This is a genomic window from Microbulbifer sp. ALW1, assembly GCF_009903625.1.
Taxonomy (GTDB): Bacteria; Pseudomonadota; Gammaproteobacteria; order Pseudomonadales; family Cellvibrionaceae; genus Microbulbifer.
In genome coordinates this window covers 301,132-315,509 of record NZ_CP047569.1, presented here as the reverse complement: position 1 = coordinate 315,509, position 14,378 = coordinate 301,132, and the positions used below count along the sequence as shown (strand labels likewise).

Annotated in this window: 10 protein-coding genes and 2 tRNA genes; 10 read left to right on the top strand and 2 right to left on the bottom strand. The window is 60.1% G+C overall.

The window, feature by feature from the left end:
- Positions 1 to 45: 45 nt before the first annotated feature.
- Positions 46 to 132 (bottom strand) — tRNA-Leu (locus GRX76_RS01260).
- Positions 133 to 329: 197 nt separating this feature from the next.
- Here GRX76_RS01260 and ppc point away from each other — a divergent pair.
- Entirely contained in the window at positions 330 to 2,987 is a 2,658-nt protein-coding gene (gene ppc, locus GRX76_RS01255; protein ID WP_160151637.1) for a phosphoenolpyruvate carboxylase, read from the top strand.
- Positions 2,988 to 3,116: 129 nt separating this feature from the next.
- Here the strand turns inward: ppc and GRX76_RS01250 are convergent.
- Positions 3,117 to 3,203 (bottom strand) — tRNA-Leu (locus GRX76_RS01250).
- 350 nt (positions 3,204 to 3,553) lie between these two features.
- Here GRX76_RS01250 and rnr point away from each other — a divergent pair.
- The 9 genes from rnr (at position 3,554) to GRX76_RS01205 (ending at position 14,183) form a co-directional block, all read left to right on the top strand.
- Complete coding sequence (gene rnr / locus GRX76_RS01245) at positions 3,554 to 6,424, top strand: ribonuclease R (RefSeq protein ID WP_370463939.1); 2,871 nt, start codon at positions 3,554 to 3,556, stop codon at positions 6,422 to 6,424.
- Between the two features lie 3 nt (positions 6,425 to 6,427).
- Positions 6,428 to 7,183, top strand: coding sequence for a 23S rRNA (guanosine(2251)-2'-O)-methyltransferase RlmB (gene rlmB, locus GRX76_RS01240; protein ID WP_160151635.1), 756 nt, complete (start codon positions 6,428 to 6,430; stop codon positions 7,181 to 7,183).
- 287 nt (positions 7,184 to 7,470) lie between these two features.
- Positions 7,471 to 8,070, top strand: a complete 600-nt coding sequence (locus GRX76_RS01235; protein ID WP_160151634.1) for an RNA polymerase sigma factor — start codon at positions 7,471 to 7,473, stop codon at positions 8,068 to 8,070.
- Positions 8,071 to 8,093: 23 nt separating this feature from the next.
- Positions 8,094 to 8,654, top strand: a complete 561-nt coding sequence (locus GRX76_RS01230) for a hypothetical protein (protein ID WP_160151633.1) — start codon at positions 8,094 to 8,096, stop codon at positions 8,652 to 8,654.
- Between the two features lie 19 nt (positions 8,655 to 8,673).
- A complete protein-coding gene (locus GRX76_RS01225; protein WP_160151632.1) occupies positions 8,674 to 9,345 on the top strand; it encodes a hypothetical protein in 672 nt (223 codons plus the stop codon).
- Positions 9,346 to 9,503: 158 nt separating this feature from the next.
- Positions 9,504 to 10,805: a tetratricopeptide repeat protein gene (locus GRX76_RS01220; protein ID WP_160151631.1), complete on the top strand. Its 1,302-nt coding sequence runs from the start codon at positions 9,504 to 9,506 to the stop codon at positions 10,803 to 10,805.
- Between the two features lie 164 nt (positions 10,806 to 10,969).
- Complete coding sequence (locus GRX76_RS01215) at positions 10,970 to 12,016, top strand: hypothetical protein (RefSeq protein WP_236250497.1); 1,047 nt, start codon at positions 10,970 to 10,972, stop codon at positions 12,014 to 12,016.
- Positions 12,017 to 12,036: 20 nt separating this feature from the next.
- Positions 12,037 to 12,633: a hypothetical protein gene (locus tag GRX76_RS01210; protein ID WP_160151629.1), complete on the top strand. Its 597-nt coding sequence runs from the start codon at positions 12,037 to 12,039 to the stop codon at positions 12,631 to 12,633.
- 107 nt (positions 12,634 to 12,740) lie between these two features.
- Positions 12,741 to 14,183 (top strand): hypothetical protein, encoded by a 1,443-nt coding sequence (locus GRX76_RS01205; RefSeq protein WP_160151628.1) that lies wholly within the window; start codon positions 12,741 to 12,743, stop codon positions 14,181 to 14,183.
- The last annotated feature ends 195 nt before the right edge of the window (positions 14,184 to 14,378 follow it).

The window sequence follows — 14,378 nt, the reverse complement described above, 5'->3', positions numbered from 1 at the left end:
CAACAAAAAAGGCCGACTCTTGCGAGTCGGCCTTTTTTGTAAAGATGGTGCCCAGGAGAAGACTTGAACTTCCACGACCGTAAGGCCACTAGCACCTGAAGCTAGCGCGTCTACCAATTCCGCCACCTGGGCAAACAGCGTTATGCGCTGTTGAGGCTGCGCACTATAGCCATTTTATCGGGGGTGTCAATTGTCAGGTGTGACCCATGAGGTCTGTGTGGGTGTCTTTTTTGTAGTTTTTTTACAAAAAGTGCCCCGGAGGCATCTCACTTCCGCGGGAAATATGTAGAATAGGGCAAATTTTTGTTCCGGTAAGGGGGGATTTGACCATGGATCAAGACCAGAATGCGCCGCTCAGAGAGGACGTTCGTCTGCTGGGCGAAGAGCTGGGCGCCGTACTGCGCGGGCAGGCCGGTGAGGAATTGTTTGATACCGTGGAGACCATTCGCCAGGTCGCGGTGGAGAGTCGCGGTCAGGGCGAAATGCCTGTAGGGAAACTACGGGAGTTACTGGATCCGCTGGACGATGAGACTCTGCTGGAGGTGGCGCGAGCCTTCAGTCAGTTCCTGAACCTGGCCAATATTGCCGAGCAGCGCCACCGTGAGCGCCTGCGTCGCCAGCACGAACGTTTCCCCGGTGACCCGGATACCGACCGCGGTCTGCGCCAGGTATTGGAAGAGCTCAAAAAGGCCGACGTGAATCCCGAGCAGATTCGCCAGGTGCTCGCCGACCTTTCCGTTGAACTGGTGCTTACCGCTCACCCCACCGAAGTTACCCGACGCACTCTGATTCGCAAATACGACCAGATGGCGGACCTGCTGACTGGCCTGGATCGCCCTGACTGTACTCCGGAAGAGGCGGAGCGGCTGCGTCGCCTGTTGCGCGAGCAGATATTGTCCGCCTGGTGCACCGACGAAATCCGTCGCGAGCGCCCGACCCCGGTGGATGAGGCCAAGTGGGGCTTCGCGACCATCGAGCAGTCCCTGTGGCAGGCGGTGCCCCAGGGGATGCGTGAAATCGAAGACGAGCTGGCCCTGGCTGGCCTCGATCCTCTGCCTTCCGACTGGGTGCCCATCCGTTTCGCTTCCTGGATGGGTGGCGACCGCGACGGCAACCCCAATGTGACGGCCAAGGTGACCCGGCAGGTACTGACCCTGGCTCGCTGGATGGCGGCCGACCTCTATTTGCGGGATGTTGAGAGCCTGCTGGCAGACCTGTCTATGCACCGCGCCAGCGATGAGCTGCTGGCCCGCACTGGCCCCAGCCAGGAACCTTACCGCCTGCTGTTGCGGGAAGTGCGCGACCGCCTGCGCAATACCCGCGCGCTGATGGAAGCGCGTGTTAACGGCAGCGTCGAGCCTGAAGGTGAAATTTACGCGAGCGGCAGTGAGCTGCATCTGGAGCTGAGTCTGATCGACCGCTCCCTGCGTGCGGTGGGTCTCGCGGCCATCGCCGACGGTCAGCTGAAAGACACCCTGCGCCGACTCAACTGTTTTGGTATCACCCTGCTGCGTCTGGATATCCGTCAGGAATCCACCCGTCATGCGGCGGCGATCGATGCCATTACCCGCTTCCTCGACCTCGGGAGCTATATGGAGTGGGGCGAGTCGGTAAAACAGAAATTCCTGTTGGCGGAATTGGAAAACCGCCGCCCGCTGATCAATGGCGCTTTCTATCGTAGCGAATTCTGTACCGATGAAGTGCGGGAAATTCTCGACACCTGCCAGGTAATTGCCGAGCAGGGCCCAGAGGGGCTGGGTGCTTATGTAATCTCCATGGCCCGGACCTCCTCCGACGTGCTCGCGGTGATGTTGCTGCAGAAAATTGCCGGTGTGCGCGAGCCCATGCGGGTGGTGCCGCTATTTGAGACTCTGGACGATCTCAACAATGCATTCGACACCATGAATGCACTGCTGGAAATTCCCTTCTACCGCGAGCGTGTTGCCGCCGGCCAGGAGGTGATGATCGGCTATTCCGACTCCGCCAAGGACGCGGGTTTCCTTGGTGCTGCCTGGGCCCAGTTCCGCGCTCAGGAAAAGCTGACAGGTATCTGCCGCGAATACGGTATCCCGCTGACCCTGTTCCACGGCCGCGGCGGTTCCATCTCCCGCGGCGGTTCGCCCACGCGCATGGCGCTGCTGTCGCAACCGCCGGGGTCCGTGGCGGGTCGTATCCGGGTTACCGAGCAGGGCGAGATGATCCGCTTCAAGTACGGTCGTCCCTCCGTTGCTGCATACAACCTGGAGCAGTATGTGGCTGCAACCCTTGAGGCTACCCTGTTGCCACCGGCGGAGCCCCGCCCCGAGTGGCGCGCGGAAATGGATCGCCTGACCCAGGCCTCGGTGCGCGCCTATCGCGAGGTGGTGCAGGATGATCCGGCACTAGTGTCCTACCTGCGCACCGTTACCCCGGAAACCGAACTGAGCCGCCTGGCCCTCGGCAGCCGCCCGGCGCGACGCAAGCCCGGCGGTGGTGTGGAAACCCTGCGCGCCATTCCCTGGGTCTTCGCCTGGACCCAGATGCGCCTGATGTTGCCCGCCTGGCTGGGCACCGGGGCGGCACTGGAGACCGGACTGGAAAATGCCCCGGATACCCTGCGCGAAATGAGCGAACAGTGGCCTTTCTTCCACACCGTGGTGGACATGCTGGAGATGGTGCTGGCCAAGTCAGATCCCCGCGTGGCTCTGTGGTATGAAGAGCGCCTGACCAGTGACCCGGAGCTGCAACGCCTCGGTGTCGAGCTGCGCAGCCGCCTGGCGCGCACCGTCAATGCGCTCAGTCGCCTCACCGGGCGCGAGAGTCTGCTGGATAACAACCCGGTGATGCGCTGGTCCATCCGCGTGCGCGACCCCTACACCGATCCGCTGCACCTGTTGCAGGCGGAGCTGATGGAGCGTTTGCGCAATCGCGAGGAAGATCCGGTACTGGAGAGCGCCCTGATGGTGACAATTGCGGGTATTGCGGCGGGAATGCGCAATACCGGCTGATGTCTGGGTGCGGTGCCCGGCTTGCCAGAATGCGATTGCAGGATGGGAGTCGGGCGCTGGCAGAGGGCGGTTGCCGGAGGGCAGAAACGAAAAAGGCCGACTCTTGCGAGTCGGCCTTTTTGCGAATTATGGTGCCCAGGAGAAGACTTGAACTTCCACGACCGTAAGGCCACTAGCACCTGAAGCTAGCGCGTCTACCAATTCCGCCACCTGGGCTTTCAGCGGTGTGCTCCGCTGAGGACGCGCACTATAGGGATTTGCCCCGGGGGTGTCAACGATTTTCGTGAAATTTGCTGCCGCCCAATTGACGGCCAGGTCACTAATTCGCTCGCCGCGGGTAAAACGGATCGGGAATTGGTGGCCAAATCGCTTATACTGCCCGCAATGTGCAAGACTCAGGGCCGCCAGGCGGTCCCATCGAACAATCAGGCATTCGCCACTCTCAACCTTTGTCCATCACCACATCGACATGGACCAAGCGCTTGCACCCACTCATACCCCCTGTGCCCGGTGTACCCCGGGGCCGCGCAGACTGCGTGGCCAACCGCAGAACAATGGAAGCTGTTTTGAATCAAGACAAACCTAACTCTCCCTCCGCACCTGCTCCTGAGGCGGTCTCCAAAGAAGACCCTCATGCGAAGCGCGAGGCAGAAAAGTACGAAAAGCCCGTTCCCAGCCGCGAATTCCTGCTGGACCTGCTGGAACAGCAGTCGGAGCCTCTGGCCTGGGAGGCCGTGGCAGACCTGCTGAGCCTCGACGACGAAGATCGCCGCGAGGGCGTGCGTCGACGCCTGATCGCCATGTCCCGGGACGGCCAGATTGCCAGTAATCGCGCCGGCGACTTTGGCGTGCTCGACAAGATGAGCCTGGTGCGAGGCCGTGTGATCGGCCATCGCGATGGCTTTGGCTTTGTGTCGCCTGGCGACGGCAGCGATGACCTGTTCCTGTCCCACCGCCAGATGCGCAAGGTATTTGACGGCGATGAGGTGCTGGTACGGGAAACTCCCGGAGGATTTCGCGGCAAGCGCGAAGGCGCCGTGGTGCGGGTCATCAAGCACAATACCCAGCAACTGGCCGGCCGCCTGTACCGTGAAGACGGCATCTGTTTCGTGCGCCCGGACAACCCCCGCCTGACCCTGGATGTGCTGATTGCCGAAGGCAAGTGCGCCGACGCCGTCAGTGGCCAGTATGTGGTGGTGGACATCACCACCCAGCCCGGTCGCGACAACCTGCCCCAGGGTGAGGTGAGCGAAGTGCTCGGGGACCATCTGGCGCCGGGGATGGAAATTGATGTTGCCATCCGCAATTACGGCATCCCGCACACCTGGCCGGCGGCGGTCAATGCCCAAGTGGACACTATTGCCGACGAGGTGCTGGAGGCGGACAAAAAGGCCCGCATCGACCTGCGCCAGCTGCCACTGGTCACTATTGATGGCGAAGATGCGCGGGATTTTGACGACGCGGTGTTCTGCGAGTTGTTGCCGGACGGCAACTGGAAGCTGCTGGTGGCGATCGCCGATGTATCCCACTACGTGCAGGTAGGCAGCGCACTGGATGTGGAAGCGCATCAGCGCGGTAACTCGGTGTACTTCCCGGATTTCGTGGTGCCCATGCTGCCGGAGAAACTCTCCAATGGCCTCTGTTCCCTGAACCCGGAAGTGGATCGCCTGTGCATGGTGTGCGAAATGCGCATCGACGAGAGCGGCAGCATTCTCGGCTACCAGTTTTTTGAAGGCCTGATGCGCAGCCATGCACGCTTTACTTATACCCAGGTGGGTGAGCTGGTAGACGAGCGGGATAACCGCGACAGTGGCCTGCGCAAGCAGTTTGCCGCGCTCACACCACATATCGATAACCTGCACGATCTGTACAAAGCCCTGCGCAGTGCACGGGACAGACGTGGTGCCATCGATTTTGAAACCACCGAGACCCGCATCATTTTTGATGCCACGCGCAAGATCGAGCGCATAGTCCCGGTGCAGCGCAACGACGCGCACAAGATGATCGAAGAGTGCATGCTCGCTGCCAACGTCTGCGCCGCCGAGCTGATGGAGCTGTCGGAACTGCCCGCGCTCTATCGGGTGCACGATATTCCCAAACAGGAGCGACTGGAAAACCTGCGCGCCTATCTCGGTGAGCTGGGCCTGCGCCTCGAGGGGGGCAGTGAGCCCCAGCCCAGTGACTATCAAGCGTTGCTGGCGCAGGTAGAGGGACGGCCGGATTTCCATATCATCCAGACCATGCTGCTGCGCTCGATGAACCAAGCGGTGTACCAGCCGGAGAATCGCGGCCATTTTGGCCTGGATTATCGCGCTTACGCGCATTTTACGTCGCCAATCCGTCGCTACCCGGATCTGCTGTTGCACCGCGGCCTGCGCTGGCTGGTCCGCAATGGCAGCGCCAACCCCAAGCCGATTGCAGATCGGGTGCGCCAGGCCCCCGGTGCCCACGCGCTGGCGCGCGAGACGATCCTGCCCTATGACATGCCGGCCATGGTGGAGCTGGGAGAGCACTGCTCGATGACCGAGCGCCGCGCCGACGATGCCACCCGCGATGTGGTCAGCTGGCTCAAATGCGAATACCTGCAGGATCATGTGGGCGAGGTGTACCGCGGTGTGATCAGTGCCGTCACCGGCTTCGGCCTGTTTGTGGAGCTCGACGACCTCTATGTGGAGGGTTTGATTCACGTTACGGCGCTGCCCAAGGATTACTACAACTTCGAGCAGGCGCACCAGCGTTTGATCGGCGAGCGCAGCGGGGCGCGCTATCACCTGGGTGATGGTGTCACCGTGCAGGTGGCGCGGGTGGACCTGGAGGAGCGCAAGGTGGATTTCACCTTTGTCGAATTGCATCCGCGCCCTTCGTACCAGAACCCCAAATACCGCAAGCCCAAAGTTGGTAAGCGCGACAAATCGCTGGAGGACGTAGCCGAAACGGATACGCCGGCAAAGGCGGCGAAAAAGCCGAAGAAAAGTAACAAAGACGCAACAGAAGTAAGTGGTCGAGCAATGGAAATGGCGGTGGAGTTCCAGCAGGAGCGCAAGCGCAAAGGTAAATCCGATTTCAGCGCGGAGGCGGAAAAAGCCAGCCCCTGGGGCGGAGGTTTGAAAAAGAAAGAAGGCGCGGACGATAGCGATGCACCGCGTCCGATTCGCCGGCGCAAGGTAGGCAGTGACGACGTCGAGGTTGTTCGCCCCTCAAAGGCGCTGCCGAGCGATTCACCGGATACCGAAGATTCGGAGCCCGGCCTGGACGGCGAACTGCCGAGGAAGAAGCGCGGACCGAGAAAATCGCCGACGCGCAAGGGTGGCAAACGACCGGCAGTGGCCGCGCGCAAGGCCGCGCACAAGGCGGCCAAGGCCGAAATTGCCAAGAAAGCCGGCAAGAAAAAGCTCAAGAAAAAATCCAGCAAGAACAGTCCAGGTAGGAAGAAGTAAGCCGTGGCCCAGCAATTGGTATACGGCCTGCACGCGGTGCAGGCCCTGTTGAAAAGCTCCCCCCAGCAGGTACAGGAACTGCTGTTGCTGCGCGGGCGCAAAGATCAGAAACTGCAGAAAATTATCCGCCAGGCAGAACAGAATGAGATCACCATCCGCTTTGTGGATCGCAAGGCCCTAGATGAAAAGGTCGCCGACGAAGGCAATCACCAGGGCGCGGTGGCGATTTGTGCCGGTGAAACCCGGGTGTACGACGAGCAGTACCTCAAGTCATTGCTGCAGCAACTGGAAGGCAAAAGCGAAGCGCCATTTCTGCTGATTCTCGACGGGGTTACCGACCCCCATAACCTTGGCGCCTGCCTGCGCTCGGCCGAGGCCGCCGGGGTGCACGCGGTCATCGCACCCAAGGATAACGCTGCGGGGCTGACACCCACGGCAAGAAAAGTCGCCTGTGGCGCCGCCGAAGTGCTGCCGTTTATTACCGTCACCAATCTGGCGCGAACCCTGAAAATGCTGCAGCAGGCCGGGGTGTGGATTTTCGGCGCCGCCGGCGAGGCGGAGCAGGATGTCTATCAGTCATCACTGACTGGCCCCATTGCCCTGGTGATGGGTGCCGAAGGGCCAGGGTTGCGCCGACTGACCCGGGAAAACTGCGATCACCTGATTAAAATCCCCATGGCGGGGGAGGTCAGCAGCCTGAACGTCTCCGTCGCCACGGGTGTGTGCCTGTTCGAGGCGGTGCGCCAGCGGACACGCTGAACACCCCACATTTCACAAGCGAGAAAAGCCGGCCGGAAACTCCGCCCGGCTTTTTTTGTGCCAATTTTTCAGGGTAATCACGTCAGGAAATAACTGGCAGCTCACTGCCTTTATTTTGCATTTTTTGAGACCTGTACCTGGTTTCGTCCCGCGCTCGGCCGCTCCTGCCTGCTTTAATTTTTTCAGTCTTTTCCAATTGAGTGGGAACCTTTTGGTCTCCCGCTTCGTGTATAGGTGCAGAAGCCGGCAAATTGTGGTCGCCGGTTCCAGGGCAAAGGAGTGCGGTAGTGAAGGCCTGGTTTCTGAGTCGACGGCGTGCGCAGGAAGATCGTTTTGTTGCGCTGGTATTTCCCCACCTGCGGCAATTGCATCGCGTGGCATTCCGCCTGTGCGGTAGTGCGCAGGAAGCCGAGGATCTGGTGCAGGACCTGATGCTGGGGCTGCTACCAAAGGTGGATGAGCTGGACGCGATCGAGCGGCTGGGTCCCTGGTTGGCGAAGGTTTTGTATCGTCGCTATGTGGATCTGTATCGCCGACGCCGCGCTTCGCCGGTGGACGATCATATACCTTTCAGCGACTGCGACACGGTGGATGGATGCATTGCTATCGCGGGTGGCACTGAAGAGCCTGGTAGTTGTGAATTTGCGCGTCTGGATCTGCGTCGTAGCCTGGCGGTGGCCCTATCGGCGCTCCCGGAAGGTTGGCGGGAGGTGGTGATGCTGCACGATGTTGAGGGTTATACCGCAGAAGAGGTGGCGGATATTCTCACGCTGCAGTTGGGCACGGTGAAGTCTCGGTTGCACCGGGCACGCAAAAAACTGCGTTTGCTCCTAGGGGAGTTTTCGCCGCGCCGCACTGGCGCAAGTGCATCGGTGTTGAGAGTGTGAGTATCAGAGTGCAGGAGCGAGTCATGCGGACGAAAATATCGAGTGAGCAGCTGCAGCAGGCGCTCAGAGCGTTACCTGCGCCGGATCCGGGCGAGGAGTTCGAATCGCGGCTGATGGCCAGGGTCTTCACCCATCGCGACCATGCGCGAATCGCTTCGCAGAAAGTGACAGGGAACCGGTTGCGACTGTCTGTTGCGATGGCCGCAAGCCTGTTGCTGGGCCTGTGGCTGGCGCCACTGCTGACAAGTTCTGACCACAAATCTGAAGTAATCGCTGGTGTCAGTACCGCTGGAGTTCGGCCACTGACGGTACGCCTGGACAGCCCTGTTGCGTTGAATGGCGCAATCATTCGGGTGCAACTCCCGGCGCACACCCGTATCCAGGGGTACGCCGATGTACAGCTGCTGGAATGGCAGGCGGACATTGCTGCAGGCGCCAATCAAATCACGCTGCCCCTGGAGCTAGACCCCAGTTTCGAGCGTAAAACTGCCGGGCAATTGACGGTAGAGGTGGAATACCGAGGAGCCAGAAAAACCCTGCGCTACGCGGTTCCGCCGACCAATCAGACGATGACGCAACTTTAATCCATCGAGGTAAAGGACTATGTCAAAGATTCCATCCACAACCCGTAAATCCGCTGCTTGCAACAGTGTTTTATACCCTGTGTTACTCGCCGGTTTATTGCCGCTGTCTTCAGTGGTGTGGGCACAACAGGAAATGGCCGCCGAAGCGGATCTGCAGGCCGCAGTGGAGGCTGCCGAGATGGCCGACCTGGATATTACCCTGCAAGTGATCGAAGACACCGAGAGCGCCCAGGATCTGCTCAACAACATTGAGCTGCCGGACGAGGTGCGTGAGATTGCCGAACAGAAACTGGCCGCCGCACTGGCGGCGATCAAGGCCATGCGCGAGGCGCAGCCGGGAGGCCAGGTACCCAGCGGAGATAGTGCGGCAAGCAGCGAGGCGATGCTGGCAGAAATGGCTGAGCGACGGGCAGAGCTGATGAACAATGCGCAGAACTCAGCCCTGGCAGCCAATGAGCAGGCGCAGCAAGCGGTGGAATCCGCACGCGAGGCGGTGGAAGAGGCGCTTAAAAATGGCCTCACCAATGCTGAAATGCAGGGCATGATCGAGCAGATGATGCAGGACATCCTGGGTGTGCTGCCGGAAGAGGCGCGCGGCAGTATGGGCGATGTCGATACGCTGCTGGAATCTTTGCGCGGCGACGTCGCCAGCGAGCCGGTGAGTGATGCGACAGATGGCGCCGGCGGCTAATGGCGCTGTGTGAGCGGTGACCCGGATGCCGATTATTGGGCGTCCGGGCTGGCGCCAGGTAAGAGCGCAAAGGATTTCGCGCAAGGAGTGTGCGGATGGTGCGCAGAAAGGCGGACAGAAAGTTAAGTAAGGCGAAGAGGCACGGAATGCGCGGATTTATGCACCTGATTTTTTTGCTGGTGATGCTGGTTACGATTTCTGTTTTTGGCCCAGCGCGGCTGGCAGCGGAAGAACTTCCCAGTGCGACCGGTGCTTTCAAGCGCGGCGACTACCCCAGGGCTCTGGCGCTATTTCGGGAAGCAGAGCAGAAGGGTGACGACAGTGCCAAACTCAAGTTCAACCTTGGCGTCACATTGTTCAAGCTTGGCCGCTATACGGAGGCCTCGGAATATTTCTGGCTGCTGGTGCCGGAACCTCAGTGGCGCGATCTGGCGGAGTACAACCTGGGCCTGGTGGCGCGACGGCAGGGAGATCAGCTACTAGCGGCAAAGTTTTTTCGTCGAGTGAGTGGACGCGCGGCTTCTCCACAATTACAGCGACTGGCGGCGCTGCAGCTGGGCAGCCCTGCTGTTGAGCCAGTGGCACAGGTGCGGCCCTGGCTGGCCATGGCCAGTATCAATGGTGGTCAGGATGGCAATCCCTATGCGGTAAAGACGGAGCTGCTGGGTGAAGGCGCCGTCGGCGAAGACAACTTTTTAGAGCTGTTTGGCTGGGGGCAGTACCGCCTGGCAGGCACAGAGGCTGATGGCTGGCGGTTGCAGGGCTACGGATTTACCCGGCGCTACAGCGAGCTGGATAGTTTGAATCTCGCCAGTCTCAGCACTTTACTGGTTCGCGACATCCACTGGCGAGACTGGGCGTTGGAAGCCGGTGCCGGCGCCGAGTGGGTAACCCTTGGGGGTGAAAGGGTGAGTCAGCAGCTGCAGCTGGTTGGTCGTGCAAAGCGGGATTTTGGTGCGACCAGCGTGCAGCTGTCGTATATCCCTGCCTATTACACCGGTGGCGACAATTACAGCTACCTGGACGGCTGGCGCCAGCGCTTTTCCGCGGGCGCGCGCCGAGAGACATTTGGCGCAGACTTTGGCATCTATTACCTGTACGACACCAATGATCGCGAGGATCTTCAGCAGGCCGCGGACTACTACAGTTATTCGCCGGTGCGACACGCATTTGGCAGCGATGTGCGCTGGCGTTTTCTGGGTCGCTGGGAGCTGCGCGCCGGCGTTGAGTATCGCTATAGCGTATACGGTGGACTGAACCGGGTAGTCGATGATAGTGGCAATTTGCTGGAGTTTGAGCGGGAGTCCGATCGCTTCAAATCCTGGGTCTCCACCCGCTACCGTTTGACGCCACGCCTCAGCCTTGATGGCAAGTTGTTAAACATTGATAACCGTGAAAATCGGGAGCTGTACGATTTCGATAAAACTGAAATGAGCCTGGGGGTTAGTTACGTCTTTTGAGCGGACGGATGCGTTTGCTGAGAGGGCGAATGATGAATCCTGTGCCATATCGGCGATGATGCGGATTCCTTAATGCCGATGCACAACGACTTTCTATCAAATCGTCACGGGCTGCCGTAGCGTGCATGCCTCGAAATAATAAAAAACGATTTGAGGAAAATGCGATGAATTTGAACCCATGGCGCGGCGGCTTGTTGCTGGCCGCAGCAGTGTTATTTTCATTCGGGTTGAAGGCGCAGGCCCAGTCCTGCCCTGCCAGCCACCCGCTGGCCTGCGGCGGTGCCTGTTACGCCGATGAGGCGCAGGCGGCTTCCGCCGGCTGTACGGTAGATTCCGGCAGTGGCTCCGGCGGTTCCAGCAGCTCGAGTTCCAGCTCCAGCTCCAGCAGTTCAGGTGGCAGCAGTAGCGGCGGCGCGCAGACCTGCCACAGTGATACCAATCCCTCCCATGTCATCTCCGGCCGCCGTGCGGAGTTCACCCAGTCCTGGTGCGATACCGTCTGTGTCACCTACGTGGGTAATGGCACCGGTTGCCTGAATGCCGCGGGTACTTTTGTCAGCAACGCGAGTATCTGCAGTGACCCGGCCAACGCCCGCGAGGCGATGATTGATATCGAGTACAACCTGGGCATCGAAATTGACGATGGTTTCCAGGCGTTGGCCGGATATCAGGGCGCGGTTCCGTCGATCAACCCGAGTATGTCGGTGGCCGATGCGGAGACCTATTTCAGTGCGCTGATCGGTGCGGAAAAAGGTGAGGAGTTGGTGCGCTTGCTGAACACCAATGGCGATGGGATTGTGACGCGCAACGAAGCGAGCCAGGCCAAGGGTTCAGACCCACTGCAGCTGTTGAATACCGATTTCGGTTGCGGCCTGTCCACCGATGACATCATGGCCTATGTGGGTCTGTATATGGGAGACGGTGCCATCGATAAATATGCCGGCGACTTGGATGAGTCCGTGAAAGCGGCAATGCTGGAATTTACCCGCAGCTGGCAGCCCGGAGTTTCTGCCCAGGATTGTGAATATCGCGGTGGTTGCGATGGTCAGAGCGCTCCGGCACCGCAGCCGGAACCCCAGCCAGAACCAGAACCCGAACCTGAGCCTCAGCCGGCGAACAACTGCCCGGCGTCCCACCCGCTGTTTTCCCAGCAGTGCAATCAGTGTTTCGCGGATGAATCCCAGGCAGCGTCGGCCCAGTGTGCGATCTGAAATGATCGCTGCCTAGTGTTATGAGCCGCCTGTCGATAATAGTTGCCGCAGTGGGCCTCAGTGCCGCGGCGGCGCTTTGGGTTGCGCAGCGTGCTGTGCTGGATCCCCTTGCGTCGCCGGTTGCGGTGATTACCTCGCCGGAGCGTTTGCCCGTTCACATGTCGGAGGGGGCTGTGCTGGAACCTGTGTCGGGTAATGTCGTGCAGCAAAGTGCCCCTCAAGTCGATTTGGTGTCTGTGCCTATGGGCGGCAGCGACTTCGTGGCGCTTATGCAGCGTGCCGTCGCCCAGGACCGCAACGGCAACTACTGGGTCGAACTGTCGACGGTGGGTTTTCCTTCCCGAGAGTTTCTGGTCTCAACCTGGCCGATTTTCTATCCCGACGAAACCATGCTTGCACGCGGGGTCGAAGGTTGCCCGCTCAGTGGCTATTACATCGAGCTACAGGCGCAGGCGAGCCTGCTGGTGGTGGGGGCGGGCGGCGCCCGGGAATTTCACTACCGCTGTGTATTCGACGGCGCGACTAATCAATATCTGTTGCAGGAGACTGCCGCTACCGAAGTTTTGGCCGTCAGTGTGCGGCAGCTTGCGCGCGATGTTCTTGAGGAGCGTGGTTGATGGTGGGCTGGCGAACTAGGGTGCGATGTCTTGGGGGTGACATGTTGAACGTGGGTCGTTTGTTCCAACGCTGTATGACGGCGGCCAAAAACAGGATTGCTGGCAGGGTGCATCATCGGCTCGGCTATAAGCCGCTTGTTCCCTGGTGTGTGCGGCTGCTAACAGTCGCCTGTACGCTGGTTGCGGCCGCCAGTCATGCTGCAGACACGGAGCCTTATTGCCCGGCGAGTCCCCTCGCGTTGCCGGTCGCTATCGAAAGTTTCGACCTCCCACCGCGGGCGGGCGAGCCGGAAATGACGGTGTCGGGGCTTTGGGACTTCATCCGTTCCCGCGAAATTGACAGCATTGATGAGCTGGTCGGATTTTTTCCGGATGAATACCGTCACGGGTTTTCCCTGGTGGAGCACACGCGTGCAACCGGGCAATCCAATCTCACATATCCGCGGGTTGTGCTCTTCGGCCCGGATGGCCGCTTTCTGCTGAATCTGGGTACCAAAGCGGATGACCCCAAATACGACCTGCTGGATGTGGCGCAATTGCACAGTGATAGCGGGCGCTGGGAATTCTCCGTGTTCGATTTTTCCGGCGAGGCGCCGCGCCTGGTGCGCAATGACCCCACTTGTGTGGAATGTCACGGGGATGCAGATAGCCGCCCGGTCTGGGGAACCAATCTGGATTGGCCGGGGGTGTTTGGGGACAATGTAGCGCCGGGACCTCAGGGCGAGGCGCTGGACAGTCGCCACCTGGAAAGAATGCGAGAGTTGATTGCTGGCAATGCCGGTTTACCGCGCTTTGATTTTCTGCAGTGGCGCAAAGAGCCCTTGCGCCGCGGCGGCAAGCGGCGCATTGCCCACCACGCGTTTGGTGTTGAGCTGATCCTGTCGAATATCGCCATGGGCAGTGCCAGCGCGCGCGGCGCCTACCTGCGCCTGCGGCAGGCGCGCCCGCAGGAATACCGGCGTCAGCGCTATGCCATCCTCTACGCCTACTACGCGCGCAAAGGTCATGTGGCGTGGCAGGCGCAGGTGGCGCAGTCGCTGGGGTTGGCTTCGACGATCTCTGCTGACGCTGCGCTGGATTCTCTGCTGCAGCAGCTGGGGCTGGATACCGCGGAGGCCTTTTCACTGGCCACACTTGCTTCCCGAGAGCCGCCGGATACTTCCTGGAGCATGGGCCGGGGCGACCTCTACGATATGTTGGCGCTACAGGTGCTGGACGAACTGCTGCGAGAGGACGCGGGGGTTGCGGCAATTTTATCCGGACGCACGCTGGCCGAAGGTGTGCTGGACTGTCCGCAAACGGCAAACACGGTCGCCGATGTGGTCGCTTTCAAAATGTTACACCTGTTCAGGTTGCGTGGGCGCGCACGCTACCAGGTCAATCAGCATTTTTACCCGCTGGACCTGGAGGACATCTACGCGCGGGTGTTCCTGCCGGTTACCCACGAAATGCTGGGGTATCTTTCAGGGAAACTGGCGAATCAGGCGAAACTGGCCAACAAGCTGGATCGCACGTCAGGCAGTGCTGAAGTCACAGCTGCGAAGGGCTGAGCTGATTGGCATTCTGGGGGCGGCAGTGATGTTGCTGGAGGAAGAAAAAGCGAAGGGGCGAAAGCCCCTCGGCGTAGGTGATCCCGTTTGTTGTTCTTGGGTCCCTGGGGTTTATTGTTATTGGTTGTTCGTTATTGTTGCGACCAATACACCTATGACGGCTGGGCGCCTGAACCCCTCATAATTTTTTTGCGA